The following is a 26,358-nucleotide window of genomic DNA, read 5'->3' as shown; positions in this document are numbered from 1 at the left end:
GGCTCGGCTGGCGTCGTCGGGCCGCGCCCGGCTCAGGCCGGGCGGATGAGGGCGTGCTTCTTCTTGCCGAGCGACAGCTTGATCACGCCGTCGGCGAGGTCGCCGGTGCCCAGAACGCGCTTGTCGTCGCTCAGCTTCTCGTCGTTCACGCGGGCGCCGCCGCCCTGGATCGCCCGGCGCGCCTCCGAGTTGGACGCCGCGAGCCCCGCCCGCACGAACGCGCCCAATACGCCAACGCCCTCGGCAAGTTCACCCGCCGGAACGTCGATCGTCGGCAGCCCCTCGGCGATCCCGCCGGCCTCGAAGGTGGTGGCGGCGGTCTCGGCGGCGGCCTCCGCGGCGGCGCGACCGTGCAGCATCGCCGTCGCCTCGTTGGCCAGCGTCTTCTTCGCCTCGTTGATCTCCGAGCCCTCGAGCGCGGCGAGGCGCGCCACCTCGTCGAGCGGCAGCGTGGTGAAGAGCTTGAGGAACTTCTCCACGTCCGCGTCGCCGGTGTTGCGCCAGAACTGCCAATAATCGTAGGCGCTCAGCATCTCGGGGTTGAGCCAGATCGCGCCGGCGGCGGTCTTGCCCATCTTCGACCCGTCCGCCTTGGTGATCAGCGGCGTGGTCAGCCCGTAGAGCTCGGCGCCGGAGATGCGGCGGCCGAGGTCGATGCCGGAGACGATGTTGCCCCATTGGTCCGAACCGCCCATCTGCAGCACGCAGCCGTAGCGTTTGTTCAGCTCGGTGAAGTCGTAGGCCTGGAGGACCATGTAGTTGAATTCAAGGAACGACAGCGGCTGCTCGCGGTCGAGGCGCAGGCGGACCGAATCCATCGTCAGCATGCGGTTGACCGAGAAGTGGCGGCCGACGTCGCGCAGGAAGGGCACGTAGCCGAGGCCGTCCAGCCAGTCGGCATTGTCGGCGACGATGGCATCGCCGGAGAAGTCGACGAAGTTCTCGAAGACCTTGAAAATGCCGGCCTTGTTGGTCTCGATCGTCTCCGCCGTCATCAAGGTGCGCGAGGAGTCGCGGCCGGACGGGTCGCCGATCTTCGACGTGCCGCCGCCCATCAAGACGATCGGCCGGTTGCCCGTCTTCTGCATCCAATGCAGCATCATGATCTGCACCAGGCTGCCGACGTGGAGCGAGGGCGCGGTGAGGTCGAATCCGATATAGCCGGTGACCATCCCGTCGTTGAGGGACTTGTCGAGCCCGTCCTCGTCGGTGATCTGGTGGATGAAGCCGCGTTCGCGGAGCGTGTGGATGAAGTCGGAGCGTGCCATGGGCGATCCCGTTACACCGAAAATCACGGATGGCAAGGCGCTTCGTGCATTGGCCGAGCAGCGCCCTCTGAAGGTGCTCGGCGTGATGAGCGGAACCTCCATGGACGGGGTGGACGTGAAGCGCGTGACGACGGACGGGGAGGCTATCGCGGTCCCCGGCGGAGCCGCGGCGGGCATCATCGCCGATGCCGACCGGGCGGTGATTCGCGCCGCCGAGGCGGACGGGCGGGCCGCCGCGACCGGCGCCACCCGCACCGCCGCCTTGCGCGCCGCCGAGAGTGTGGTGGACCGCCTGCACGGCGACGCCATCGCCGCCTGGTTCGCGGCGCATGGTGAGGCACCGGACGGGGACGGACCGAACGGCGAGGGCGGGTCGGTCGACCTCATCGGCTGGCACGGCCAGACCATCGCCCACGCGCCGGACCGGGGCATGACGATGCAGCTCGGCGACCCGCAGGCGCTGGCCGACAGGTTCGGCGTGCCCGTGGTGTCCGACTTCCGCAGCGCCGACGTTGCGGCGGGCGGGGAGGGCGCGCCCTTGGTGCCGGTCTATCACCGCGCGCTCGCCCGCCAGCACGGCCTTGCCGAGCCTTTGGTGATGCTCAACCTCGGCGGTGTGGCGAATATCACCTATATCGACGGTGACACCCTGATCGCCTGCGACACCGGCCCGGCGAACGCGCTGATCGACGATGCGATGGCCGAGGTGGGCGAGAGGTTCGATGCCGGCGGCGCCATGGCGGCGCAAGGCCGGGTGGACGCTGCGGCTCTGGCGGCCCTGATGGACCATCCTTTCTTCCGCCGCCCGCCGCCCAAATCGCTGGACCGCAACGCCTTCTCCGCCGCCCCCGTCGCCGGCCTCGGCACCGCCGACAAGGTGGCGACGTTGACCCGCTTCACGGTGGAAACGGTGGCGGTCGCCATCGAGGCGTTGCCGAAGCGGCCGGTGCAGGTGTTGGTCCTCGGCGGCGGGGCGTTCAACACCACACTGGTGGCGTGGCTGGAGGAGCGGCTTGGCCTGCCCCTGACGCCTGACCCGCGGTTCGCGGCGGCCGACATTGAGGCGGAGGCGTTCGCCTACATGGCGGTGCGCACGGTGCGGGGCCTGGCGATCTCCTTCCCCGGCACCACGCGGGCGCCGGAGCCGATGACGGGCGGGCGGATCACCTTTCCCTCCGCCCGCTGAGGTGCAGCTCGGCCGATCCCCGGTCCGCGGCCGGTCTTTAGTCTTCCGAGGGGGCCGGAAGCTCCGGCGCCGGTGCGGCGGGGGCGGGCAGCGCCTCCGCGGGCGTCGAATAGGCCCCGCGGCCGAGGCGCATGTCGAGATAGTCGGCGCACTGGCCCACCAGCTCGTCCACCTGGCCCTCGAAGAAGTGGTTCGCGCCGGGGATGATCGAGTGGGTGATCTTGATCCCCTTCTGCAGCTTCAGCTTGTCCACCAGCGTCTGCGTGTCTTTCGGGATCGCCACACGGTCGCGATCACCGTGGATGATGAGGCCGGAGGACGGGCAGGGCGCAAGGAACGAGAAGTCGTGCAGGTTGGCCGGCGGGGCGATGGACATGAAGCCCTCCACCTCCGGCCGGCGCATCAGAAGCTGCATGCCGATCCACGCGCCGAAGGAGAATCCGGCGATCCAGCAGCCCTGCGCCTCCGGGTGGACGGCCTGCAGCCAGTCGAGCGCGGAGGCCGCGTCCGCCAGTTCGCCGGCGCCGTGGTCGAATTCACCCTGGGAGCGGCCGACCCCGCGGAAGTTGAAGCGCAAAACGGTGAAATTGCGCTCCTTGAACATGTAGAACAGGTTATAGATGATTTGGTTGTTCATCGTCCCGCCGAAGTGCGGGTGCGGATGAAGCACGATCGCGAGCGGAGCCCTGCGGTTTGACGACGCCTGCAGACGACCTTCGAGGCGGCCTGCGGGTCCTGTAAAGATGACTTCAGGCATCACGGTCCCGATTTTGGAGTGAGGCGGGGTTATCTATCAACCGGCCTTCGTGAATCAAGCAAATAGGACAATCGGGACGTGAGTGACCGTCTCTATTTGGATTGGAATGCCAGCGCGCCCGCGACCGAGGCGGCGCGCGATGCGGCGGTTCGTGCGCTTCTGGCGGGCGGCAACGCCTCCTCGGTGCATGCGGAGGGGCGGGCGTGCCGCGGCCTCGTCGAGACCACGCGGCGGGCGCTAGGTGCGCGATTCGGCCTCACCCACGAGGCGGTGACCTTCACCTCCGGCGGCACCGAGGCCAACGCGATGGCGCTCCGGCCCGGTGTCGCGCGCGAGGGGGCGGCCCCTGCCGAGCGGCTGATCACCCAAGCGACCGAGCACCCGGCCGTGCTCTCCGGCGGCGGGTTCGCGCCAGGCGACGTCACCGTTCTGCCGGTGGACGCCGCGGGGCGGCTCGATGCGGCGGACCTCGCGGCGGCACTGGCGGCGGACCCGCGTCCGGCCCTCGTCTCGCTGATGGCCGCCAACAACGAGACCGGCGTCGTCACCGATCCGGCGCTGTTCGACCTGGCGCGGGCGGCGGGCGCGGTGACGCACACCGACGCGGTGCAGGGCTTCGGCCGTGTGCCCGATGCGGCGCTCTGCGCCGATCTCGTCACGCTGTCCGGTCACAAGATCGGCGCGCCGCAGGGGGTTGGGGCGCTGGTGAAGCGGCCCGGCATCACCGTTCCGCCCCTCATCCGCGGCGGCGGTCAGGAGCGCGGCGCCCGCGGCGGGACCGAGAACGTTCCGGCCATCGCGGGGTTCGGCGCGGCGCTGGCGGGACCGGCGGCCGACCCTGACGCATGGCAGGAAACACGGCGCGCGCGTGACACTTTCGAGGCGTCCCTTCTCGCAATGTTCCCGCGCGCCACTATATTCGGCCGAGAGGCGCCGCGTCTGCCGAACACCAGTTTGTTCGCACTGGGGGCGTCGGCGGAATTGGCGTTGATCGGGCTCGACCTTGCGGGTGTCGCGGTGTCGTCCGGGTCGGCGTGTTCATCGGGGAAGGTGTCCGTCAGCCATGTGTTGATTGCCATGGGCGTTTCGCCGGACGTGGCGCGCTGTGCCATTCGCGTCAGCTGCGGCCCTGTGGATGCAGGCGCCGCGCTGGAGCGTTTTTTGGTGGCATTGCAGCGGGTCATTGTGCCAATGACAACCTGACCTAAATCATTAGAAGATGTCCAACCTTCGGGCTTTGAACCCGAGTGGAGGGAGCCGATGCCAGCAGTCCAGGAGACGATCGATCGCGTCGCAGCGATCGACGTTGATAAGTACAAGTACGGTTTTGTTACCGATATCGAGTCCGAGAAGGCCCCGAAAGGGCTGTCGGAAGAGGTGATCGCGTTCATCTCGGCCAAGAAAGACGAGCCGAAATGGATGCTTGATTGGCGCCTCGACGCCTATCGCCGGTGGCAGACCATGGACGAGCCGACATGGGCCGCCGTCCACTACCCGAAGATCGACTTCAACGACCTCTACTACTACGCCGCGCCCAAGATGAAGGACGCGCCGAAGTCGCTCGACGAGGTCGACCCCGAACTCCTGCGCACCTACGAGAAGCTGGGTATCCCGCTGAAAGAGCAGGAAATCCTGGCGGGTGTGCGCAAACAGGGCGAACCGTCCGACCTCGACGATGCGGAGGCGAACCCCTACGGCGGCAACGTCGCCGTGGACGCGGTGTTCGATTCGGTCTCCGTCGTGACGACGTTCAAGAAGGAGCTCGCCAAGGCGGGCGTGATCTTCTGCTCGATCTCCGAAGCGATCCGTGAGCATCCGGACCTGATCCAGAAGTATCTCGGCACCGTCGTGCCGCAGAGCGACAACTTCTACGCCACGCTGAACTCCGCGGTCTTCACGGACGGCTCGTTCGTCTACGTGCCGCCGGGCGTGCGCTGCCCGATGGAGCTGTCGACCTACTTCCGCATCAACGAGATGAACACGGGGCAGTTCGAGCGCACGCTGATCATCGCGGACAAGGGGTCCTACGTCTCCTACCTCGAAGGCTGCACCGCGCCGCAGCGCGACGAGAACCAGCTCCACGCCGCCGTGGTCGAGCTCATCGCGCTGGACGATGCCGAGATCAAATATTCCACCGTCCAGAACTGGTATCCGGGCGATTCGGAAGGCAAGGGCGGCATCTACAACTTCGTCACCAAGCGTGGCGATTGCCGCGGTGCCCGCTCCAAGATCTCGTGGACGCAGGTGGAGACCGGCTCGGCGATCACCTGGAAATACCCGTCCTGCATCCTGCGCGGCGACGATTCCAGGGGCGAGTTCTACTCCATCGCCATCTCGAACGGCTACCAGCAGATCGATTCTGGCACCAAGATGATCCACCTCGGCAAGAACACGTCGAGCCGCATCATCTCCAAGGGCATCGCCGCCGGCAAATCGATGAACGCCTATCGCGGTCTCGTCCAGGCCCACCGCAAGGCGACCGGGGCACGCAACTTCACCCAGTGCGATTCGCTCCTCATCGGCGACCAGTGCGCCGCCGTCACGATCCCTTACGTGGAATCGAAAAACGGCAAGGCACAGTTCGAGCACGAGGCGACCACCTCGAAGATCTCCGACGACCAGCTCTTCTATTGCCGCGCCCGCGGGATCGGCGAGGAAGAGGCCGTGGCCCTCATCGTCAACGGCTTCGTGCGCGACGTCATCCAGCAGCTCCCCATGGAGTTCGCGGTGGAAGCGCAGAAACTGATCGGCGTCAGCCTGGAAGGCTCGGTGGGCTAACATGGCCCCCTTCAGCGGGCGCGAGAGCGACACGGCCCGCCTCCGCGAGGAGGTGGACCGGCTGGAACTCGAGGTCCGCCGTCTCACGCTCCTCAGAGAGCGCCGCCGCCTGGAGCGGTACGAGACGCGCACCTCGTCGACGGACAGAATTTTGAGTGGCGTGGCGTTCGCGGCTGTCGTGATCCTGCTCGCCATCATCGCCAATTGAAGAAAGACGAACATGCTCGCAATTGAAAACCTTCACGCCAAGGTGGACGATGAGGAAGGCCGCGAGATCCTGAAGGGCCTCGACCTCGAGATCTGGCCGGGCGAGGTCCACGCCATCATGGGCCCGAACGGCGCCGGCAAGTCCACCCTCGGCCACATCATCGCCGGCAAGGACGGTTACGAAGTCACCGACGGCTCCGTGAAATTCATGGACGAGGACCTCCTGGAGATGGAACCGGAGGAGCGCGCCGCGGCGGGCATCTTCCTCGCCTTCCAGTACCCGGTGGAAGTCCCCGGCGTCGCGACGATGACGTTCCTGAAGACCGCCATGAACGCCCAGCGCGAAGCGCGCGGCGAAAAGGCGCTGTCGACCCCGGAATTCATGAAGGCCGTCAAAGGCGCCGCCGACAAGCTCGGCATCAAGCAGGACATGCTGCGCCGGCCGATCAATGTCGGCTTCTCCGGCGGTGAGAAGAAGCGCAACGAAATCATGCAGATGGCCCTCCTGGAGCCGAAGCTCTGCGTGCTCGACGAGACCGATTCCGGCCTCGACATCGACGCGCTGCGCATCGTCTCCGAAGGCGTCAACGCCCTGCGCGGGGCCGACCGCTCCTTCCTCGTCATCACCCACTATCAGCGCCTGCTCGACTACATCACCCCCGACCACGTCCACGTGCTGGCCGGCGGCAAGATCGTGCGTTCGGGCGGCCCGGAACTCGCCAAGGAGCTGGAAGCGTCCGGCTATGCCGAGTTCATGGAACCCGCGTGAGGGACGCCATGAAGCTGACCCCCACTGACGCCGAGACGGCACTCGCCGCGCTCTACGACGCCAAGAAGGCCGACTTCGCCGGTGCGCCGCTCGCCGCCGCCCGCGAAGACGCCTTCACGCGCTTCGCCGAGGCCGGCCTGCCGCACCGCCGCATCGAGGCATACAAGTACACCGACCTGCGCGCCCGGCTGACCGACCTGCCGCCCGCCGCCGCCGAGGCGGGCGAGGAGAACGTCGCCGGCATCCTCGCCGGCTACCCGCCCCTCGTGGAGGGTGCGGCGCGCATCGTCATCGCCAACGGGCGCTACGTCCCCGGCCTCTCCGCCGCGCCCGCCAACGTCACGGTGACGTCGATCCTCGACCCCGCCGCGGACCTCTCCGCCGTCGGCATCCTCGTCGCCGGGAACGACGACCCGTTGACGCTCGCCAATCTCGGCCTCTTCGAGGGCGGCGTCGTCATCACCGTCGCCGGTGAGGCTGGCGCGCCGATCGAGATCGTCCACGTCGCCACCGCCGACGCGCTGGTGATGGGCCGCGTCGCCATGTCCGTCTCGGCGGACGGCCGCGCCTCGGTCATCGAGCGCACCCTGGGCAGCGCCGCCGTGGTGGAGAACGGCCTCACCGAGCTGACCCTGAAGGAAGGCGCGCACGTCGACTGGATCCGTCTCGTCGACGGCAAGTCCGACAAGGCGGTCGAACTCAACTCCTTCCACACCGAAGTGCCGGAAAGCGCGGTCCTCAACCATTTGACGCTGACCACCGGCCTCGGCCTCGCCCGCAGCCAGATCTTCGGCCACGTGGTCGGTCACGATGCGGAGGCCAACTTCCGCGCCGCCACCGTTGCCGTGGGCAAGCGCCACGCCGACAACACGCTGGTGATCCGCCACGACGCGGTCGGCTCGCGCTCCACCGAGATCTTCAAGTCCGCGATCGGCGAGGGCGGCACCGCCATCATCCAGGGCCGCATCTTCGTCGAGAAGGACGCGCAGAAGACCGACTCCAAGATGATGTCGAACGCGCTCTTCCTCGACGATACCGGCGAGGTGGTGAACAAGCCCGAGCTCGAGATCTTCGCCGACGACGTGATCTGCGGTCACGGCGCCACCTCCGGCGACATCGACGAGGACCCGGTCTTCTACCTGCGCGCCCGCGGCATTCCCGAGGCCACCGCGCGCCGGCTCCTCACCGAGGCTTTCATCATCGAGGCGCTCGACCTCGTCGCCGACGAGGCGCTAAACGACGCGCTGGCGGAGCGCATCCGCACCGCGCTGGCGGCGGTCGTCGCATGAGCGGCGCGGCTGCCCCGGCTCCCGGACACGACGCCCCGGCACGGGCACCGGGCCTCGACATCGACAAGGTGCGCGCGGATTTCCCGATCCTGTCGCAGGAGATCCACGGCAAGCCGCTCGTCTACCTGGACAGCGCCGCCTCGGCCCAGAAGCCGCAGGCCGTGCTGGACCGCATCATGCAGGCCTACGCCGTGGACTTCGCCAACGTCCACCGCGGCCTGCACACGCTGGCCAACCGCTCCACCGAGGCCTACGAGGGCGCGCGCGAAATCGTGCGCCGCTTCATCAACGCCCCGTCCACGGAGGAGGTGATCTTCACCCGCTCCTCCACCGAGGCGCTGAACCTCGTCGCCCAGTCCTTCGGCCGCACCACCATCGGCGAGGGTGACGAGATCGTCATCACCGTGATGGAGCACCACTCCAACGTCGTCCCCTGGCACTTCCTGCGCGAACGCCAGGGCGCGGTCATCAAGTGGGTCGGCCTCTGCGACGACGGCTCGCTCGACATGGACGCCTTCGCGGCGGCCCTGACCGAGCGCACCAAAATGGTCGCCGTGGTCCACATGTCCAACGTTCTGGGCACGGTGAACCCGGTCGCCGAGATCTGCCGCATGGCGCGCGAGCGGGGCATTCCCACCCTCGTCGACGGGTCGCAGAGTACCGTTCACGGCCCGGTCGACGTCCAGGCCATCGGCTGCGACTTCTTCGCCTTCACCGGCCACAAGCTCTACGGTCCCACCGGCATCGGCGTGCTCTACGGCCGCAAGGCGCTCCTGGAATCGATGCCGCCCTTCCTCGGCGGCGGCGAGATGATCGAGAGCGTCACCCGCGACACGGTCACCTATGCCGGCCTGCCGAACAAGTTCGAGGCGGGCACCCCGCCGATCGTCCAGGCGATCGGCCTCGGCGCGGCGATCGAGTATGTCGAAAGCCTCGGCTGGGACGCGATCACCGCGCACGAGAAGGGCCTCACCACCTACGCGTTCGAGCGGCTGCGCGGCATCAATGCGCTGACCCTCTACGGCGAGGCGGCGGGGAAGGGCGGTGTCTTCGCCTTCAACCTCGAGGGCGCGCACCCGCACGACGTTTCGATGATCCTCGACCGCGAAGGTGTTGCCGTGCGTGCGGGGCAGCATTGCACCGAACCGCTGATGGATGCGCTGGGTGTCAACGCCACATGCCGTGCATCCTTCGGCGTCTATACCACCCGCGCCGACATTGATCGTCTTGCCGAGGCCATCGAGAAGGCCCATAGATTCTTCGCCTAAGGAGGTGCCGATGGACAGCACCAAAGCCGGACTTGCCGATACTGCAGCTTCGCCTGCCGAAGACGATGCGCGCCGGCCGATGTCCGAAGCGCGCCTCGCCCGCGATGCCGAGGCCGTCGGCGGCGGCTTGCCCGAGACCGAGGTGATGGAGCCCGGAACCTCCTCGATCCCCGAGGCGGAGCTGGACCGCATCACCCAGGACATCATCGCCGCCCTGAAGACGGTCTATGATCCCGAGATCCCGGTCGACATCTACGAGCTCGGCCTCATCTACCGCGTCGACATCGAGGACGACCGCGCCATCCGCGTCGACATGACGCTGACGGCCCCCGGCTGCCCCGTCGCGGGGGAGATGCCGGGCTGGGTCGAGAACGCGGTCGGCACGGTCGAGGGTGTCGGCCAGGTCAGCGTCAACATGGTGTTCGACCCGCCGTGGGACCCGTCGCGCATGTCGGACGAGGCCCGCGTCGCGCTGGACATGTTCTGAGCCGTCCCCGCCCGGCACCACGCGGGGCGGGATGGCGAAACCAGCCCGGCGTGCTTATATTTCACCCAGACGACCAGTCAGGTTGAGGAGTTCTTCATGGCGCGCGCTGCGATCATGACATTGTCCGACACCGCCGCCGACCGCGTGCGTGATCTCATCACGAACGCCGATCCGCCCATCGCGGGCCTGCGCGTCGGCATCAAGAAGGGCGGTTGCGCGGGCATGGAATATACCATGGACGCCGTGTCCGAGCCGGACCCGAAAGACGAGGTCATCGAGGCCGAGGGCGCCCGCGTCTTCGTCGACAAGACCGCCGTCCTGTTCCTGCTCGGCTGCCGCATGGACTATGAAGTCACCAAATTCCGCTCCGGCTTCACCTTCCAGAATCCGAACCAGGTTTCGGCCTGCGGCTGCGGCGAATCGGTGGAACTGAAAGAGGCGGTGGCCGGCTGACCGGCCCCGCCTCCACGGACGTCGAAGCCGGCCCCCACGGGCCGGCTTTTTTGTTGCGCCTGTTAGCGCCTGCTCGGACCGGGCGCAGGCCTCAATAGGCCTGCTTGGAGCGGAAGCGCGCCTCGGGCGACACCTCGCTCAGCACCTTCGATTCGCTCGCCTGCTCGGCCAGCGACACGCAGTGCTCGGCGATGCACACCGCGCTGGTCGGATCGTCGTCCCGGTGCAGCGCCGCGACACCCGCCGCCAGCAGCAGCGGCGTCTCCGGCTGCTCCGCCGACTGCTGAACCACCGTCGACTTCACCGCCTCGGCGATGCGCGTCGTCTGGTGCAGCGCGCGGTCGCGGAACACCACCGCGATGGCGTAGGGCGCCACCTGATAGACCGAGCCGAGACCGCCCAGCGCCTCGATCAGCGCCTGCTGCGTGCGGCGCAGCGCGGTCAGGCTCTCGCTTGCGTGGGGCGAGCCCTTGGGCAGACGCAGCGAAATGACGCAGATGGTGTGCGGCGCCTTCTTTGCGGGCGCGCTCATCCAGATGCGGCGGACGTCGCGCAGCAGCAGCGGCCGCTCGGAGCGGAAGGGCGCCGGTCCGCGGTCCGGCTCTTCGTCACCGCCGGACCGGCCGTTGCCGCCGGTGCCGCCGATGCGGGCCTGCGGGCGCTCGGGCCCCCGGCGCTCGTCCTGAGCCGTCCCGTCGCCGCCGAACGTGCCGGACCAGGCTCCGACCGCGGGAAGCGCCGGGAACAACCCGGCCTGGCCCATGTCCGGTCCCGCGACGATTAGCTCGCGCGAGACAAAGGCCGGCGTGTGGAACGGGACCGGCTGCGAGCCGACCGTACCGCGCGCCATCACCTCGCCCGTTGCTTCGCCCGTTCGCTCTGGCGCCGGGGTGAGCGAACGGACCGTCGGCTCGACGCGCACTTGAAGGGCGGGGAGGGTGACGGTCTCAGCGCATGCCGGGGCGGCCTCGGTCTCGTCCTCGTCCTCCTCGACCATGACGCCGGAGCCGTCCGCGAGCACCAGCTCCCGGCGGCGCACCGGCGCGGCGGCGCTTGCGTCGCGCCCCGAAGGCCCATCGTCTGCGCTGCCTTGTAGCGCCAAGGCTGAAGCCGTCGAGGCGGCGGGCGCCAAGGTCGCGGGCGCGGGCGCTGCCCTATGGGGCGCCGGTGCTGCGGTCGCCTTGCGCACGGCCGCGCCGCGCGGGCGGGCGAAACTCGCGGAGATCGCGTCGAGCTCGTCATCCCCCGCATCCGCCGCCGGCCGGACCGGGTCCGCTTTCGCGGCGGCAAGCTGCGCCGCTTCGTCTGCCGGCGCCTCGGCCGGGTCCTGCCCGGCCACCCGCGTATCCGGCGCATCCGCCGGGCGAACCGCGGCCTCGGCGGAAATTGCGTCAGGCGCGCCCTGGTCGGACAGCGCGTCCGGATCGGCGAGTGCGGCCTCATCGCCGTCCTCGGCCTTATCGTCGTCCGGCAGATCATCCCCGGTCATCGCGGCCGTGTTGAGGATGACCCGGCTGGGCACATCGTCGGGTTGGTCCGCGGGGGCTGCGTCGGTCGGGTCCGCCGACGCGCCGGCCGCAGCGGCCAGGAAAGGGGCGGGCGCGGCGTGCGCCTTCTGCGCCGCTTGGGACTGGGCCGCCGCATCGTCCTCGCCTGCCGCACACCCATCGCTGGACGGACCGGCGGCGCTCACGTCATTGGGGTCCGCATCGCCGCGCGGCGTGAGGTCGTCGGCCGAGGCGGGCGCATCGGCGGGGCGGGCGGGGGCGGCCGTCTGCCGCAACTCCTCGGTCGGCGCCTCGTCCGCGGCCTCGGTCTCCAGCGTGATCAACTCGTCCGCCAGAGCGCGGGCGAGGTCGGCCTCGTAAGTGTTATGCTGCAGGGCCCTGCTGAACGGGTCAGCGGCACGATAGGCCTCGCTGTTCCTGTAGGAATGCACCACGGATCTGCCTCATGCTTAATGGGACCGTCTTGGTGTGCGGCCATCGTCAGCATTGAGGAAAATGGTTAACGAGACCCTAATATCCACAGGGTCGCCGTTAAGTCTTCCGAAAGGTCTCACTAAAAACCCCAGGGTTTGCCTGGGGTTTTTTCGTCATCGGCGAAGCGTGGAAACGGGCGGCGGGCAACTGTTCGTTAATCTGCCGAATCGTCCGCCGCCGGCAGGGGACCTTTGCGCGGCGACATCGGCCGCAGCAGGAAGGCGGGCACATAGGGCGTGTCCTTGAACGGAACGCGGCTCTCTTCCGGGTCGCGTCCTTCGCCGCGACGGCCGCGGCGGCCGCCTCGGTCGCCCCGATCCCGTTCACCCTGGTCGCGACCACCGCGATCGCGCTGGTAACGCGGGCTCTCCGTGCGTGCGGGCTCCGGCGCGGCGCCGTTGTTCGCGCGAGGCTCGTCCGCCTCCACGGCGGCTGCGGGCGCCACCGCAGGTGCTGCGGCCACCTCGGCCGGCGGCGCGGACGGTGCGCCCCTGCCGCGGCCCCGGCCGGACCGACCTCTCTCGCCGCCCCGTTCGGAGCCCCTGTCGGATCCGCGGTCGCCGCCCCGCTCGCCGGAGGCGCCACGGTTCTGCGCGCCGCGGTCGCCGGACGCGGGCGCGTCGTCGTCGGCCCATTCCATCGACCGCTTCAGCATCGACTCGATCGCCGCGACGAGCTTCTTGTCCTCGGGCGTCGCGATCGTGAAGGCGGCGCCGGAGCGGCCCGCGCGGCCTGTGCGCCCGATCCGGTGGACATAGTCCTCGGCATTATGGGGCACATCGTAGTTGAAGACGTGGCTCACCTTCGGAATGTCCAGCCCGCGCGCGGCGACGTCCGACGCCACCAGCAGCGTGATCTTGTCGTTCTTGAAGGCGTCCAGCGTCATCATGCGGGTGCGCTGGTCCATGTCGCCATGCAGCGCGCCCACGGAGAAGCCGTGCCTCTCCAGCGAGCGGAACAGGGTGCCGATGTCACGCTTGCGGTTGCAGAAGATGATGCCGTTGGCGAGTTCCTTCTCGCCCCGGATCAGCCGGCGCAGCGTGTCCCTCTTCTCCTTCGGCGTGCTGCCCGAGCGCACGAAGCGTTGCGTCACCGTCTCCGCCGTCGACGAGGGAGGGGAGACTTCGACGCGCACCGGATCGGTCAGGAAGCGGTCGACGAGGCTGGCGATCTCCTTCGGCATGGTGGCCGAGAAGAACAGCGACTGGCGCTTGGCCGGCAGGATCTTGCAGACGCGCTCGATGTCCGGGATGAAGCCCATGTCGAGCATGCGGTCCGCTTCGTCGACGACGAAGATCTCGACCGCCTGGAGCAGCAGCTTGCCGCGCTCCAGATGGTCCAGCAGACGGCCGGGGGTGGCGATCACCACGTCGGCGCCACGGTCGATCTTGCGGTTCTGCTCTTCGAAGGACACGCCGCCGATGAGGAGGGCGACCGTCAGCTTGTGGTTCGCCCCGTACTTGACGAAGCTTTCCTCCACCTGCGCGGCGAGTTCGCGCGTCGGCTCGAGGATCAGCGTGCGGGGCATGCGGGCGCGGGCGCGGCCCTTCTCCAGGAGCGAGAGCATCGGCAGCACGAAGGACGCCGTCTTGCCGGTCCCCGTCTGCGCCAGGCCCAGAACGTCCTTCTTCTGCAGGGCGAGCGGGATCGCCGCCGCCTGGATGGGCGTCGGTTTGGTGTACCCGGCGGCCTCGACGGCGGAAACCACCTTCGGGCTTAGTCCGAGTTCATTGAACATCGGGTCAGAAATGGCTCAATTGTCTCTTGGTTGAGGTCGTCATGCTCGCGCTAAACAGGCATGCCGCACAATGTCAATCGGTCGAAGCCGTGCATCCGGTTCGTATACGTTATAGTGGGCATGTCAACATCCTGAAGCGACAGCATCGACAAGATGAGGGTGGATGGCTGAAATGCGCCCAGCGAATCATGCAGGCAAGGACACGATGAACTTCGAAGAGCGGGAACTCTACCGGACCGGCCGATCCACAAATTTCGGACACGCGGCCGTTGCGACGTCGGAGCCGCTCGCGGTTCAGGCCGGTATCAACGTGCTGCGCAAAGGCGGCAACGCTGTCGACGCGGCGATCGCCACCGCGGCCGTCCTCACCGTCACTGAGCCGGTGTCCAACGGCCTCGGCTCGGACGCCTTCGCCCTCATCTGGGACGGTGACACCCTGCACGGCCTCAACGCCTCCGGCCGTGCCCCCGCCGGGTGGACGCCCGAGCGCTACGGCGATGCGACGGCGATCCCCATCAACGGCTGGGACGCGGCCACCGTCCCCGGCGCCGTCTCCGCATGGAAGGCGCTGTCGGACAAGTTCGGCGCGCTCTCCTTCGGCGACCTCCTGACCGACGCGATCCGCATCGCGCGCGAAGGCTACGGCGTCGGCCCCGTCACCGCGATCTCCTGGGCCAATCAGGTGCAGCGTTTCAAGGACAGCGCGTCCTGGCGTGAGACCTTCCTGCCCGGCGGCAACGCGCCCAAGGCGGGGCAGCTCTTCAAGATGCCGGGCGCTGCCGACGCGCTGGAGCTGATCGCCGTCAGCGGCGGCGACGCCTTCTATCACGGCGTCATCGCCGAGGAGATCGTGCGCCAGTCCAAGGCCGAGGGCGGCGCGATCAGCATGGACGATCTCGCCGGCCACACCGTGGACTGGGTCGACCCCATCGCGATGGACGCCTTTGGCGTCACCACGCACGAGATCCCGCCCAACGGGCAGGGGATCACCGCGCTCATCGCTCTCGGCCTCCTCGACCGGCTGGACCTCGGCGATGATCCGGACGGGGTGCGTGCGCTTCACCTCGAGCTCGAGGCGGTGAAGCTCGCCATGGCCGACACCGCGGCCCACGTCGCCGACCTCGCCCACATGCGCATCAGCGCCGCCGATCTTCTCGATCCCGCCTATCTCGACGAGCGGGTGAAGCTGATCGACCCGGACAAGGCGGCCGATCCGGTCACCGGCATCCAGCAGCCGGGCGGCACCATCCTCCTCACCACCGCCGACCGCGACGGGATGATGGTCTCCTTCATCCAGTCCAACTACATGGGATTCGGCTCGGGCTGCGTCGTCAACAAGTACGGCATTTCGATGCAGAACCGCGGCGCCGGCTTCTCGCTCGACCGCAAGAGCCCGAACATCGTGGCGCCGGGCAAGCGGCCCTTCCACACCATCATTCCGGGTTTCGTGACCAAGGATGCCGGGCCGCTGATGGCCTTCGGCATGATGGGCGGGCCGATCCAGGCACAGGGCCATGCCCAGCTCGTCACCCGCATGATCCGCTTCGGCCAGCCGGTGCAGGCGGCGATCGACGCGCCGCGCTTCCGCTGCCTCGGCGGGCGCAAGGTGGCGCTGGAGGCCTCGCTTCAGGGCGAGACCCAGGCCGCGCTGGCGGCGATGGGTCACGAGATCCAGAACGATGCGCCGGGCGTCGCCTTCGGCTTCGGCGGGGCTCAGGCCATCATGCGCGTCGGCGACCTCTATGCGGCCGGTTCCGACACCCGCAAGGACGGCTACGCGGCCGTTCTTTGAGCCGTCTTTTCGCGTTGGGCCGCCAGTGCATGGCGGCTCAACGGTTGTCATGGCTTAAAAAACACGCCACCTCGCAGGGCTTGAGACGGAGGTTCCGTGATGCGATTCATTCTGGGCGTGCTCGTGGTACTGGGGCTGATCGGCCTGGTGAAGGCCGACGACAAGGCGAACGGCACGCCGCCATCCATCGCCGCCGAGTTGGCCCCGGCAGCGCAATTCACCGCTGAGTAAAGCGTTTCGCATGCGAAACGCTTAGGTTGCGTCAGGCGCCAGGCGGGACGTTGCGGTTGATCAGCCGGTCCAGCAGCGGCCGGCGCGGCGGGGTCGCCTCGCCCGCTTCGGCCGAGGTGACGATGCTCTGGAACAGCGGCAGCCCGTCGGTGGATCCGAGCAGCGGCTCGACCGCGTTTTCGGGGTGGGGCATCATGCCGAGCACATTGCCGCCGTCATTCAGAATGCCGGCGATGTCGTTGGCGGAGCCGTTCGGGTTGTCCACGTAGCGCAGCACCACGCGGCCCTCGCCCTCCAGCCGGGCGATGGTCTCGTCGTCGGCGCGGTAGTTCCCGTCATGGTGCGCGGTCGGGTAGGTGACCACCGTGCCGCGCTGGTACTGGGTGGTGAAGGCGGTGGTCTGCTCCACCTTCAACCGCACCGGACGGCAGACGAAGGTCAGCCCGGCGTTGCGCATGAGCGCGCCCGGCAGAAGCCGCGCCTCGGTCAGCACCTGGAAGCCGTTGCACACGCCGAGCACGTAGCCGCCGCGGCCGGCATGGTCGGCCACCGCGCGCATGATCGGCGAGCGGGCGGCGATGGCGCCGGCGCGCAGATAGTCGCCATGGGCGAAACCGCCGGGCACCATCACGAGATCGACGGCGGGAAGCTCCGTCTCGGTGTGCCAGACCATCACCGGATCGTCACCGCCGGCGAGGCGGATGGCGCGGGCGGCGTCGGGCTCGCGGTTGGAGCCGGGGAAGACGATCACCGCCGACTTCATGACAGGATCGCGATGTCGTAGCGCTCGACCACGGTGTTGGCGAGCAGCGCTTCGCACATGCGGCCGACCTCTTCGCGGGCGGCGGCTTCGTCGGTGGCGGCGAGGTCGAGGTCGATCACCTTGCCCTGGCGCGCGGAATTGACGTCCGCGAAGCCGAGGCTGGCGAGGGCGCCTTCGATGGCCTTGCCCTGCGGGTCGAGCACACCGGGCTTCAGGGTGATGGTGACGCGAGCTTTCATATGGGGGGCTTCCGGGGCGCGTTTTGGCGGAACCCGTTCCTCCTACGGCCCCGCACCCCGGCTTGCAATCGCCGCGGCCGGAAATCCCGGATTCGCGCCGCTTCGCCGCTGGGTCTGCGCCGAACGAGTGGGCGCAAGAGAAGAGCCGCGTCGGCGGGGCCGCGCGGCTCTTCGGTCGTCGATGGTAACGGGGTTACTGGACGAGCGTCGGCCCGGAGACGGTGGGGCGGTCCTGCTCGGGCATGATGCCGAGTCGGTGGGCCACCTCCTGGTAGGCCTCCAGGAGCCCGCCGAGGTCGCGCCGGAAGCGGTCCTTGTCCATCTTCTCGTTGGTCTTCAGATCCCACAGGCGGCAGGAATCGGGGCTGATCTCGTCGGCCACGACGACGCGCATGAGATCGTTCTCCCACAGGCGGCCGCATTCGATCTTGAAGTCGATCAGGCGGATGCCGACGCCGAGGAAGAGGCCGGCCAGGAAGTCATTGACGCGCACGGCGAGGGCCATGATGTCGTCGAGCTCCTGGGGGGTGGCCCAGCCGAAGGCGGTGATGTGCTCTTCGGTCACCATCGGATCGTCCAGCTCGTCGTTCTTGTAGTAGAACTCGATGATGGAGCGGGGGAGCTGGGTACCTTCCTCGAGGCCCAGGCGCTTGGCGAGCGACCCGGCCGCGACATTGCGCACCACCACTTCCAGCGGGATGATCTCGACTTCGCGAATCAGCTGCTCACGCATGTTGAGCCGACGGATGAAGTGCGTCGGGATCCCCATGTCGTTGAGGTGGCCGAAGATGTGTTCGGAGATGCGGTTGTTCAGAACGCCTTTGCCATCAATCACACTGTGCTTCTTGGCGTTGTAGGCGGTCGCATCATCTTTGAAATGCTGGATCAAGGTGCCAGGTTCGGGACCCTCGTAGAGGATCTTGGCTTTACCTTCGTAGATGCGGCGGCGTCGGCTCATGGGGATGTACCGGTGAGGGTTGGGCGGTTTCATCGTGTACGCAGAACGTCAACTTTATAGGATATGTCGTTAACAGATCGAGCGCCCGGACAGGTCGCATCGCGCACGCCGACACCGCGGATGCGCGCGGGACGCTACACCGTTCGGCGGCAAGCCTCAATGGATGAGTGGCACCCAAGCGTTGACACCGGTGTTTAACCCGGTAGAGCCATGCCTGCGCCAAGGAGACGGACTATGACGCAGTTTGAAGATCGGGAACGGGCCTACGAGGCGCGGTTTGCGCACGACGAGGAGCTTCGCTTCAAGTCGCTTGCACGCCGCAACAAGCTGCTTGGCCTGTGGGCTGCCGAGAAGCTCGGCCGCGAGGGTGAAGCGGCGGAGGCCTATGCCAAGGAAGTGGTGCGGTCGGATTTCGCCGAGCCGGGCGATGAAGACGTGTTTCGCAAGGTACGCGGCGACTTCAACACCGGCGGCGTGACGATCGGCGACGACGAGCTGCGCCTGAAGATGCGTGAGCTTCTGGTCGAGGCGGCGGACCAGCTCGCCAAATAAGCGTCGACGCGGCGGTGAACCCGCCGCGCCATCATGTCGGACCGTTCAGGTTGACGATGACGGACGAAGCTCGGCCGCGTCCGCCCCGGCCGCGTTATTGGGCAGGCGCCGCAGCGTTCGGCGCCGCCGGAGCCGGTTCCAGCGAACCCGCCGACCCGCTGGCGGGCTCGGATGTGGCCGCGGCCTCGTTGGCGCTTTCGTTCAGCGTCGGCGCGCTCGCCGGCGGTGCCTCGTCGACCGACGTCGCGGCGGGCAGATCGCCGCGCAACTGCGCATCGTCCTCGGCGAAGACGTAGAAATATGCGCCGACGGCGATAGCGGCGGCGATCAACGTACTCACCGTGAGGACGACGAAGGTGCGGCGCCCGGTTTCGGCCTGGCGGGCTTCCTGAGGGGTGCGCGTGGTCCGATCGGTCGTAGAACTCATGACCATTATTATACTCCTCAAATCTGGTCACCCGGCGGCGGCCCGGCGAAGGGCCGCGGCGTACCGGGCTGTCACCACCTAAACGCGCGGCGGCGGGTTTGCGGTTCTGTGCGGATTGTCGCACCGTGTGGCAGGGCCGACACGCGGCAGACCCAATCGGCGAAACCCGGTGGCGCTCTGCGTGATCGCCGCTTTCCTCCGACGCGGCGCCGCTCCATCCTCCACGCTGGACGAACGGAGGATGCGCAGTGCGCGGTTTTGTGAGTGCGGCCATGCTGATGGCCGGGACGTTGATCGCTGGTCCTGCCCTGTCGGCCGACATCGTCGCCGAAACCGTCCCCGCCCCCGAAGCGGTGACGAGCTATCACGACATCATCATCGACGTCGGTGCGGGCGTTTCGATGGAGCCGACCTTCCCGTCGTCCAAGACCTACGGCCCGTCCGGCTATCCGCTGCTGGCGCTGCAGTACCTGCGGCTGCCGGTGTTCGGCGAGGTGGTGGACGGCAAGGAGAAGCTGGCCGGCTTCTCGCTGTTCCCGTCCTTCAACGTGGTGGGCGAGCGGCTGGAGGACGACGCATCCTATCTGGAAGGCGTCGGAGACACGGATTATGCGCTGGAACTCGGTGCGGGCGCGGCCTTCCGCTACGGCTTCCTGCGGGCATTCGGCCTCGTGCGGTATGGCGTTACCGGCCACAACGGTTTCGTCGGTGAGGCGGGCGTGGACGTCCTGCTGAAGCCGATGGAGCGGTTGGAGGTGTCCTTCGGTCCGCGCATCTCGGCCGCGGACGGCGCCTATATGGACTACTACTTCTCCGTGCCGAACAGCGCGGTGGAGCTTTCGGCCTACGAGGCGGACGGCGGCATCAAGGACGTCGGCTTCCAGGCGACGGCGAGCTATGCGCTGACCGAGAACTGGCGGCTTCACGGCCAGCTCAAATATACCCATTTCGTCGGCGAGGCGCTGGACAGCCCGATCGTGGACGCGGGCAACGACCAGGAAATCCGCGTCGGCGTGGGCCTGACCTACCGCTTCCGCCTCGACCTTTATTGAGGCGGCCGGAGCCCGAGCGATGCGTCAGAAAGGACGCGTTTGAGAGGATGAAGGCGGCGCACCGGCGCCGCCTTTTTTCGTGCGCGGGTGAAGCCGGTCAGCCGGCCGCGACCGGATCGCCGCCGGCCTTCGCCACGGCCACCTGGCGGATGGCGGTGGCGAGAACATCGGCCGGCTGCGCGCCGGAGACGGCATATTTGTTCTCGATGATGAAGCAGGGGACGCCCTGCACGCCGATCGCCTGGGCGTGGACGATCTCGGCCTCGGTCTCGGCGAGGTCGGCATCGGTGGCGAGGAGGCGGGCGACCATGGCGGGGTCCATCCCGGCCTCGGCGGCGGCGCCCTCGAGCACCGCGGGGTCGGTCAGGTCCGCGCCCTCGATGAAGTAGAGCTGGAAGAGGCGCTCGACGACGGCGTCCTGCAGCCCCTCGATGCCGGCCCAGCGGATCACCCGGTGGGCATTCAAGGTGTTGGGGGAGCGGGTGATCTTGTCGAAGGCGAAGGGGATCTCCTCCTCGGCGCCTGCGGCGGTGATGCGGGCATAGATCTCCGCCGCGCGGTCAGGCCCGCCGAACTTCTCGTTCAGATATTGAGCGCGGTCCTTGCCGTCCGCCGGCAGTGTCGGGTCGAGCTGGAAGGGCCGCCAGGAGACGCGCACGGTGACGTCGTCCAGGGTGGCGAGCGCCTTTTCGAGCCGCCGTTTGCCGATATAGCACCACGGGCACATCACGTCGGACACGATGTCGATGTGGACCGGCTCGAGGGCGGTGGTGTCGATCTTCGGCGTGCCGGCGGCCGGCGTGTCGGTCTGTGTCATGGCTGGACCCACCAAGTTTCGAGTTCGAAGCCGTAGAGGCTTTGCTGTTCGGGATGGGCGAGGCGGGCGGCATAAGCAACCCACTGCGCCGGCGAATGGTAGAGCGGGATCACGTAGACCCCGGACAGAAGGACGCGGTCGAGGGCGCGCACGGCGTCGACGAAGGCGGGGCGGTTTTGCGCGGCCAGCATGGCGTCGATCATGGCGTCGGCGGCGGGTTCCGTGGCGCCGGCGTAGTTGAAGGAGCCTTCCTGCGCGGCGGCGGCGACGGACCAGCGGTGGATCTGCTCGTTGCCGGGCGACAGGGAGGCGGGCCAGTAGGCGCGGATCATGTCGAAGTCGAACCCGAGAAGCCGCGCATTATACTGCGTGGAGTCGACGTAGCGGATGTCGGCGGTGATGCCGACCGGGCGCAGCAGGCGCTGAAAGGCGAGGGCGATGCGCTCGTCGTCGCGGGTGGCCACCATGATCTCGAACGTGAACGGGGCGCCGTCTTCGTTGAGGAGGCGGCCGTTGTCGATGCGCCAGCCGGCCTCGGCGAAGAGGCGCAGCGCCTCGCGCACGGCGGTACGGTCGCGGCCCGACCCGTCGAGTACGGGAGGCGTCCACGTGCCGTCCATGATGGCGGGGGCGACGGCATCCGGGAACGGCGCCAGGAGGGCGCGCTCGGCGTCGCTGGCCGGGCGGCCGGTGGAGGCGAGCTCGGAGGCGGTGAAGTAGCTGTCGGTGCGGGCGAGCTGGCCGGAGAAGAGGTTGGCGTTGATCCAGGGAAAATCGAACAGGTGGTTCATCGCCCGGCGCACGTTGATGTCGTCGAACGGGGCGCGGCGGGTATTGAAGACGAAGGCGTACATGCCGCGCGGGATGCCGAGGGGGATCGTCTCGCGAACCACGCGGCCGTCTCTGGCGGCGGGGAAGTCGTAACCGGTGGTCCAGCGGGCGGCGTCGCCCTCCTGCTGGAAGTCGGTGTTGCCGGCCTTGAAGGCCTCGAACATCGCCGTTTCGTCCCGGAAGAAGCGGAAGACGATCTCGTGCGCGTTATACCGGCCCTGGTTCAGGGCGTGGTCGTTGCCCCAATAATCGGGGTTCTTCACGTAGGTGATGTCGCGGCCGGGATTGACGGTGCCGAGCCGGTAGGGGCCGGAGCCGATGGGCGGCGTGAAGGTGGTGCGGCCGAAGCTTTCGCGGTCCGTGGCGTGGGCCGGGAGGATCGGCATGAGGCCCAGGATCAGCGGCAATTCACGGTCGTTGGCGTTCGGGAAGCGGAAGGTGACGGTGCGCGGGTCCGGCGTCTCGATCGTCTCCACCTTGCCGTAGTGGCTGCGCATGTAGGGCCGGCCCTCGTCGCGCAGGAGCTCAAGCGAGAAGGCGACGTCCTCGGAGGTGATCGGGTGGCCGTCGGAGAAGGCGGCGCGCGGGTCGATAGTGAAGGTGACGCTGTCGCGCTCGGGCGGCACCGACACGTCCGAGGCGAGGAAGCCGTAGAGGGAGAAGGGCTCGCTGGCGTTACGCTCCAGCAGGCTTTCGTAGACGAGGTTGCCGAAGATGGCGTCGCGCAGGCCGGGGGCGAAGCTGCCGCGCGGGATCATCACGTTGAGGTTGTCGAAGGTGCCGAGGACGCCGAAGGTCATGCGGCCGCCTTGGGGCGCTTGCGGGTCGGCATAGGGCAGCGGATCGCCGGGCTGAAGGGCGAGGTCACCGTGCATGGAGATGCCGTACTGTGCCGCGGCGGGGTGCGCTGCGGCGGTGAGGCCGGTCAGCGCGGCGGTCAGCGCGGCGGCGAGGGTGCGGGACGCGAATGCGCGTCCGATCCGTCGAAACATCGCCGATCCTCTTTGATTTCGGCCGGGACCGCAGCCCCTGGTACAGAAAGACGCAACAATTTTATGAGGCGATTGCCCACACGTTCTAGCCATTTTAGTGCTGTCGGTCTAAGCGTTCCACGAAAGCGCGTTGCGGCTGATGCGGTGTAACGCGGCGGCCGGCCCAAGCGAGTACGGGGGAAGGACTTCATGCGTTTGACAAACTTGGTGGCGGTGCTGGGCCTTGCGGCTGCTCTGGCGGTGCCGGCGATCCCGGCGAGCGCGCAGGATGCCGAGAACGAGAATGCCTGGGTGAAGATTTGCAACCGGGATGCGGAGGCGAACAAGGAGCTTTGCCTGATCACCCAGGAACTGCGGTCCCAGAACGGCCAGTTCCTGGCCTCGGCGGCGATTCGCGAGTTCGAGGGTGAGCAGCGCAAGAGCCTGTTGCTGTCGGTTCCGGTGGGCATGCTGATCCAGCCGGGCGTTCAGATCCAGATCGACGGTGCGCAGCCTGAGAAGGCGGCCTTCCAGATCTGCTTCCCCAATGCCTGCTATGCCGAACTCGCCATCGACGCCAACTTCGTCACGCGGCTGAAGCGCGGCGGCAAGATGGGTGTGAACACGATAAACCGTCAGGGTTCTCCGGTCCGCTTCGACATGACGCTGATCGGCTTCACGGCGGCCTATGACGGCGAGGGCATCGACCCGCAGTCGCTGCAGCAGCAGCAGACCGACCTGCAGACGGCGCTGGAGAAGCGGGCCCAGGAGGCGCGTGACCGTCTGGTCGCCGCGCAGCAGGACGCGGTGGAGAAATCGGAGTAAGCTGCCCCGCGAGGCGGAGCGGGTGGCGCGGGACGGCACCGGCGGTTGTGAACCGCGGTGCGTGTGCGGCGCTTCTCGTGAGACATGATGTGCCTTATGGCCGTCATTCGATGATGTGGTGAGACGAGAATCCCAATCGAGAGGGGATCCTGAATGCGTTTTGGTACTCTTTTGGCCGTGCCTATCCTCGCTGCCGCGGCGCTGATGCCCGCTGGCGCGGTCCAGGCGCAATCGGCCGACGATCCCAATTGGATGAAGGTCTGCACGCAAGACCCGCGGGTGAAGAAGGACATGTGCCTCGTCACGCAGGAGCTTCGGACGGCGAGCGGCCAGGTGATGGCCTCGGCCGCGGTCCGCGGGTTCGAGGGCGAGCAGCGCCGCAGCCTTCTCATCGCGGTGCCGACTGGCATGGTGATCGAGCCGGGCGTCCAGGTGCAGGTGGACGGGGGCGATCCCCTGAAGGCCGAGTACCAGGTGTGCATGCAGTCCGCCTGCTGGGCCGAGCGGGCGGTGAACGACGCCTTCATCGGCAGCATGAAGTCGGGAACGACGATGCGGCTGACCGCCTATAATCGTGAAGGCCGCCAGGTTCCTTACGACCTCACCTTGTCCGGCTTCACCGCGGCGTTCGACGGCGATGCGATCTCGCCCGACCGCCTGGCCGCGATCACCCAGGACCGCCAGAACACGCTGGAGAAGAACCAGGAAGACTTCGCCGCACGCCTGCGGGCCGCGCAGCGCGAGGCACTGGAAGCGTCGTCGGGCAACTGACGACGCTTTGAGCGGCCCGCCAGGCGGGCTGCCCGGGTGGGGTGACGCAGGCGACGGGCGCTGCGGCGCCTGCCGGGCGGAGAAGGCGACGGGCGGCTTGGCCGCGACACGATGAGACGGCGTAACGAAAAACGCCGCCGGGGCCCTGCGCAAAGCGGCGGACCCCGGCGGCGTTTTCATGTGAGGCGGACTGCTGGCCGGGCCGGCTCAGCGGGGAAGGCTCAGTGGAATTGATCCAGCCGGGCCATGTAGCCGCCTTCGCTGCGGTCGAACATGTCGCCCACCTGCGGATGGCGGATCGGCTCGCCGCTGTCGTCCGGCAGCAGGTTCTGCTCGGAGACGTAGGCGATGTACTCGGTATCGTCGTTCTCGGCGAAGAGGTGGTAGAAGGGCTGGTCGCGGCGCGGACGAATGTCTTCCGGGATCGCCTCCCACCATTCCTCGGTGTTGGAGAAGGTGGGATCGACGTCGAAGATCACGCCGCGGAACGAGAAGACGCGGTGGCGCACCACCTGACCCAGCTGAAACTTCGCCGTTTTGATCTTTCTCATGGCCACGCTCACATTATGACCGCATCGGGTCAGCTTGGGGTCTCAGGCGGTGGTGCGATTTCCATGCCGCTCGGCGTCACGGCTCGCCGCGTCCTGCGCCACGTTCGCACGGTCATGACGGTCCCGCGGGCGGCCGTCATGCGGCTCCTCTCGCGGAAGGGTCATGGCGCGATATGGCATCATCACGCGACGCGGAAAGAACACGAACCGATCACCTGTTCGCTACCGCCACAAGCCACGGTCCAGCCTGTGATGGCAGGTTAGTACGGGTACCCCTAGGAACTATGGCATGCAAGTCCGGCTCGCATGCGAATCGGAAAACCGGCACGCCGGCCGGGCACTAACGGTTAATTTACAGTGTTGGAATTTGATTTGGCTGCAAGTCCCAAGGGGCGGGCCTTGGACGTGGCCCACTTGCGGTGCGTCCACATCCATTGCTCGGGATTGGCTCTGATCCAACGCTCGAAGACATCGTGCAGGCGCTGCGTGGCGACCTGGATGTCGTGGGTGCGGTCGTCGGTCTGCGGCACCTCGACGACTTCGCACACGGCGCGGAACTTCACCCCGCCTTCGCGCACCACGGCGCCGGCGATGAGCGGGCGGCCGGACATGCGCGCGAGCATGGCCGGCATCGGCGTCGCAAATGCGGGTTGGTCGAAGAAACGCACCTCCACGCCCCGCTTTTCACGCAGGTCGGCGACGATCCCGACCGCGGCCCCCTGGCGGACGAGGCCGACGAGACGGGTGCCGAGGTCGCCGCCTTTGCTGAAGAGGCCGGCGGGATAGACCGGCTCGCGCAGGCGGCGTAGGTAGCGATCAGCGAGCGGGTTGTGAAGCGCCTGATAGACCCCCGCCAGTCGCCGCTCGCCACGCCGCGCGATGGAGCCCGCCACCTCCCAATTGCCCAAATGCGCAGTGGCGACGACGCACCCGTCGACGGTGATCGCCTTCAGCGTCTCGAAGTCTTCGGGCAGCGTGAGGCGGCGGTCGTCGTCGAGGATTGTGTCTATCTGAAATGCTTCGCCGAAGACGCGGCCGAGCTGGTGCCACATGGCGCGGGCAATGCGCTCGTGCTCGTCCGCCGAAAGCTCGGGCAGGGCGAGGGCGAGGTGTTCCTTCACGCGGGCATGGCGCTTGGTGCGGCGCAGGATACTGCCGAGGGCGGCGCCCATGGAGGCGGACGCCCAGTCCACCGGCACGGTCTGCAGGACCGCGGCGAGGGCGCGCAGCAGCACATATTCGGCCACATGTTGCGGCTTCACGCGGGATTTGGCTCGGGATGGGGCCATGGAAAAAGGTCACGTCGTCTGATGGCGGGATGGGCCTGACGGCTCGGCACGGTGCGCCGGATCCGCCCGCGGGCCGCGCGCCGCATGGGCATGCCTTCAGTGCGCGC

27 protein-coding genes are annotated in these 26,358 nt (G+C 67.9%); 15 read left to right on the top strand and 12 right to left on the bottom strand.

Annotated elements, in window-relative coordinates:
- Positions 1 to 32: 32 nt before the first annotated feature.
- Positions 33 to 1,268, bottom strand: coding sequence for a tyrosine--tRNA ligase (gene tyrS, locus BIX52_RS11735; protein ID WP_075221280.1), 1,236 nt, complete (start codon positions 1,266 to 1,268; stop codon positions 33 to 35).
- Between tyrS and BIX52_RS11730 the strand changes: the two genes are divergently transcribed.
- Complete coding sequence (locus BIX52_RS11730; RefSeq protein WP_083660244.1) at positions 1,267 to 2,454, top strand: anhydro-N-acetylmuramic acid kinase; 1,188 nt, start codon at positions 1,267 to 1,269, stop codon at positions 2,452 to 2,454. The genes tyrS and BIX52_RS11730 overlap by 2 nt on opposite strands.
- Positions 2,455 to 2,491: 37 nt before the next feature.
- Here the strand turns inward: BIX52_RS11730 and BIX52_RS11725 are convergent, their stop codons facing one another.
- Positions 2,492 to 3,211, bottom strand: a complete 720-nt coding sequence (locus BIX52_RS11725) for an alpha/beta hydrolase (protein WP_075221279.1) — start codon at positions 3,209 to 3,211, stop codon at positions 2,492 to 2,494.
- Between the two features lie 78 nt (positions 3,212 to 3,289).
- Here BIX52_RS11725 and BIX52_RS11720 point away from each other — a divergent pair, with 78 nt between their 5' ends.
- The 8 genes from BIX52_RS11720 to sufA all read left to right on the top strand — a co-directional run bounded on the left by BIX52_RS11720 (position 3,290) and on the right by sufA (position 10,462).
- Positions 3,290 to 4,414 (top strand): cysteine desulfurase family protein, encoded by a 1,125-nt coding sequence (locus BIX52_RS11720; RefSeq protein WP_075221278.1) that lies wholly within the window; start codon positions 3,290 to 3,292, stop codon positions 4,412 to 4,414.
- Positions 4,415 to 4,471: 57 nt separating this feature from the next.
- Positions 4,472 to 5,989 carry a Fe-S cluster assembly protein SufB gene (gene sufB / locus BIX52_RS11715; protein WP_075221277.1) on the top strand — a complete coding sequence of 506 codons (1,518 nt, stop codon included), beginning with the start codon at positions 4,472 to 4,474 and terminating at the stop codon, positions 5,987 to 5,989.
- A gap of 1 nt (position 5,990) precedes the next feature.
- The gene (locus tag BIX52_RS11710; RefSeq protein ID WP_075221276.1) at positions 5,991 to 6,197 is read left to right on the top strand and encodes a hypothetical protein; all 207 of its coding nucleotides are present in this window, start codon (positions 5,991 to 5,993) and stop codon (positions 6,195 to 6,197) included.
- Between the two features lie 12 nt (positions 6,198 to 6,209).
- Positions 6,210 to 6,965: a Fe-S cluster assembly ATPase SufC gene (gene sufC / locus BIX52_RS11705; RefSeq protein ID WP_075221275.1), complete on the top strand. Its 756-nt coding sequence runs from the start codon at positions 6,210 to 6,212 to the stop codon at positions 6,963 to 6,965.
- Positions 6,962 to 8,254: a SufB/SufD family protein gene (locus tag BIX52_RS11700; protein ID WP_139312757.1), complete on the top strand. Its 1,293-nt coding sequence runs from the start codon at positions 6,962 to 6,964 to the stop codon at positions 8,252 to 8,254. The genes sufC and BIX52_RS11700 overlap by 4 nt, the downstream gene beginning before the upstream one ends.
- Entirely contained in the window at positions 8,251 to 9,522 is a 1,272-nt protein-coding gene (locus BIX52_RS11695; protein WP_075221273.1) for a cysteine desulfurase, read from the top strand. The genes BIX52_RS11700 and BIX52_RS11695 overlap by 4 nt, the downstream gene beginning before the upstream one ends.
- 145 nt (positions 9,523 to 9,667) lie before the next feature.
- Complete coding sequence (locus BIX52_RS11690) at positions 9,668 to 10,009, top strand: SUF system Fe-S cluster assembly protein (RefSeq protein WP_108676568.1); 342 nt, start codon at positions 9,668 to 9,670, stop codon at positions 10,007 to 10,009.
- 96 nt (positions 10,010 to 10,105) lie between these two features.
- A complete protein-coding gene (sufA, locus tag BIX52_RS11685; RefSeq protein ID WP_075221272.1) occupies positions 10,106 to 10,462 on the top strand; it encodes a Fe-S cluster assembly scaffold SufA in 357 nt (118 codons plus the stop codon).
- A gap of 91 nt (positions 10,463 to 10,553) precedes the next feature.
- On the opposite strand, the gene BIX52_RS11680 is transcribed toward sufA, so the two are convergent.
- Positions 10,554 to 12,404, bottom strand: a complete 1,851-nt coding sequence (locus BIX52_RS11680) for a hypothetical protein (RefSeq protein ID WP_075221271.1) — start codon at positions 12,402 to 12,404, stop codon at positions 10,554 to 10,556.
- Positions 12,405 to 12,598: 194 nt separating this feature from the next.
- Positions 12,599 to 14,182 carry a DEAD/DEAH box helicase gene (locus BIX52_RS11675; RefSeq protein WP_075221270.1) on the bottom strand — a complete coding sequence of 528 codons (1,584 nt, stop codon included), beginning with the start codon at positions 14,180 to 14,182 and terminating at the stop codon, positions 12,599 to 12,601.
- A gap of 172 nt (positions 14,183 to 14,354) precedes the next feature.
- Here BIX52_RS11675 and BIX52_RS11670 point away from each other — a divergent pair, with 172 nt between their 5' ends.
- On the top strand, positions 14,355 to 15,974 hold the full coding sequence (locus BIX52_RS11670) for a gamma-glutamyltransferase family protein (RefSeq protein ID WP_075221557.1): 1,620 nt from the start codon (positions 14,355 to 14,357) through the stop codon (positions 15,972 to 15,974).
- A 99-nt stretch (positions 15,975 to 16,073) separates the two neighbouring features.
- Positions 16,074 to 16,205 (top strand): hypothetical protein, encoded by a 132-nt coding sequence (locus BIX52_RS23950; protein ID WP_281249198.1) that lies wholly within the window; start codon positions 16,074 to 16,076, stop codon positions 16,203 to 16,205.
- 31 nt (positions 16,206 to 16,236) lie between these two features.
- On the opposite strand, the gene purQ is transcribed toward BIX52_RS23950, so the two are convergent.
- The 3 genes from purQ to purC all read right to left on the bottom strand — a co-directional run bounded on the left by purQ (position 16,237) and on the right by purC (position 18,165).
- Complete coding sequence (gene purQ / locus BIX52_RS11665; protein ID WP_075221269.1) at positions 16,237 to 16,968, bottom strand: phosphoribosylformylglycinamidine synthase subunit PurQ; 732 nt, start codon at positions 16,966 to 16,968, stop codon at positions 16,237 to 16,239.
- Positions 16,965 to 17,207, bottom strand: coding sequence for a phosphoribosylformylglycinamidine synthase subunit PurS (gene purS, locus BIX52_RS11660; protein WP_075221268.1), 243 nt, complete (start codon positions 17,205 to 17,207; stop codon positions 16,965 to 16,967). Before purS ends, purQ begins: the two co-directional genes overlap by 4 nt.
- A 193-nt stretch (positions 17,208 to 17,400) precedes the next feature.
- The gene (purC, locus tag BIX52_RS11655; protein ID WP_075221267.1) at positions 17,401 to 18,165 is read right to left on the bottom strand and encodes a phosphoribosylaminoimidazolesuccinocarboxamide synthase; all 765 of its coding nucleotides are present in this window, start codon (positions 18,163 to 18,165) and stop codon (positions 17,401 to 17,403) included.
- A gap of 234 nt (positions 18,166 to 18,399) precedes the next feature.
- On the opposite strand from purC, the gene BIX52_RS11650 reads away from it, so the two are divergent.
- The gene (locus tag BIX52_RS11650; RefSeq protein WP_075221266.1) at positions 18,400 to 18,717 is read left to right on the top strand and encodes a DUF1476 domain-containing protein; all 318 of its coding nucleotides are present in this window, start codon (positions 18,400 to 18,402) and stop codon (positions 18,715 to 18,717) included.
- Positions 18,718 to 18,811: 94 nt separating this feature from the next.
- Here BIX52_RS11650 and BIX52_RS11645 read toward each other — a convergent pair whose 3' ends face one another.
- On the bottom strand, positions 18,812 to 19,144 hold the full coding sequence (locus BIX52_RS11645; RefSeq protein WP_139312756.1) for a hypothetical protein: 333 nt from the start codon (positions 19,142 to 19,144) through the stop codon (positions 18,812 to 18,814).
- A gap of 248 nt (positions 19,145 to 19,392) precedes the next feature.
- On the opposite strand from BIX52_RS11645, the gene BIX52_RS11640 reads away from it, so the two are divergent.
- Complete coding sequence (locus BIX52_RS11640; RefSeq protein ID WP_139312755.1) at positions 19,393 to 20,196, top strand: MipA/OmpV family protein; 804 nt, start codon at positions 19,393 to 19,395, stop codon at positions 20,194 to 20,196.
- A gap of 97 nt (positions 20,197 to 20,293) precedes the next feature.
- Here the strand turns inward: BIX52_RS11640 and BIX52_RS11635 are convergent, their stop codons facing one another.
- The gene (locus BIX52_RS11635; protein ID WP_083660189.1) at positions 20,294 to 21,013 is read right to left on the bottom strand and encodes a DsbA family oxidoreductase; all 720 of its coding nucleotides are present in this window, start codon (positions 21,011 to 21,013) and stop codon (positions 20,294 to 20,296) included.
- Positions 21,010 to 22,836 carry an extracellular solute-binding protein gene (locus BIX52_RS11630; RefSeq protein WP_075221263.1) on the bottom strand — a complete coding sequence of 609 codons (1,827 nt, stop codon included), beginning with the start codon at positions 22,834 to 22,836 and terminating at the stop codon, positions 21,010 to 21,012. The genes BIX52_RS11635 and BIX52_RS11630 overlap by 4 nt, the downstream gene beginning before the upstream one ends.
- Positions 22,837 to 23,025: 189 nt before the next feature.
- Between BIX52_RS11630 and BIX52_RS11625 the strand changes: the two genes are divergently transcribed.
- Together BIX52_RS11625 and BIX52_RS11620 are read left to right on the top strand one after the other, a co-directional pair.
- Positions 23,026 to 23,640: an invasion associated locus B family protein gene (locus BIX52_RS11625; RefSeq protein WP_075221262.1), complete on the top strand. Its 615-nt coding sequence runs from the start codon at positions 23,026 to 23,028 to the stop codon at positions 23,638 to 23,640.
- 153 nt (positions 23,641 to 23,793) lie between these two features.
- The gene (locus tag BIX52_RS11620; protein ID WP_075221261.1) at positions 23,794 to 24,411 is read left to right on the top strand and encodes an invasion associated locus B family protein; all 618 of its coding nucleotides are present in this window, start codon (positions 23,794 to 23,796) and stop codon (positions 24,409 to 24,411) included.
- A gap of 221 nt (positions 24,412 to 24,632) precedes the next feature.
- Here the strand turns inward: BIX52_RS11620 and hspQ are convergent, their stop codons facing one another.
- The gene (gene hspQ / locus BIX52_RS11615) at positions 24,633 to 24,962 is read right to left on the bottom strand and encodes a heat shock protein HspQ (protein WP_075221260.1); all 330 of its coding nucleotides are present in this window, start codon (positions 24,960 to 24,962) and stop codon (positions 24,633 to 24,635) included.
- A gap of 347 nt (positions 24,963 to 25,309) precedes the next feature.
- A complete protein-coding gene (locus tag BIX52_RS11610; RefSeq protein ID WP_157956249.1) occupies positions 25,310 to 26,224 on the bottom strand; it encodes a lysophospholipid acyltransferase family protein in 915 nt (304 codons plus the stop codon).
- Positions 26,225 to 26,358: the final 134 nt, after the last annotated feature.

Source organism: Acuticoccus yangtzensis, from assembly GCF_001927245.1.
In the GTDB taxonomy this organism is placed as follows: Bacteria; Pseudomonadota; Alphaproteobacteria; order Rhizobiales; family Amorphaceae; genus Acuticoccus; species Acuticoccus yangtzensis.
The sequence above is the reverse complement of the archived record's forward strand: the minus strand, read 5'-3'. Positions and strand labels throughout refer to the sequence as shown.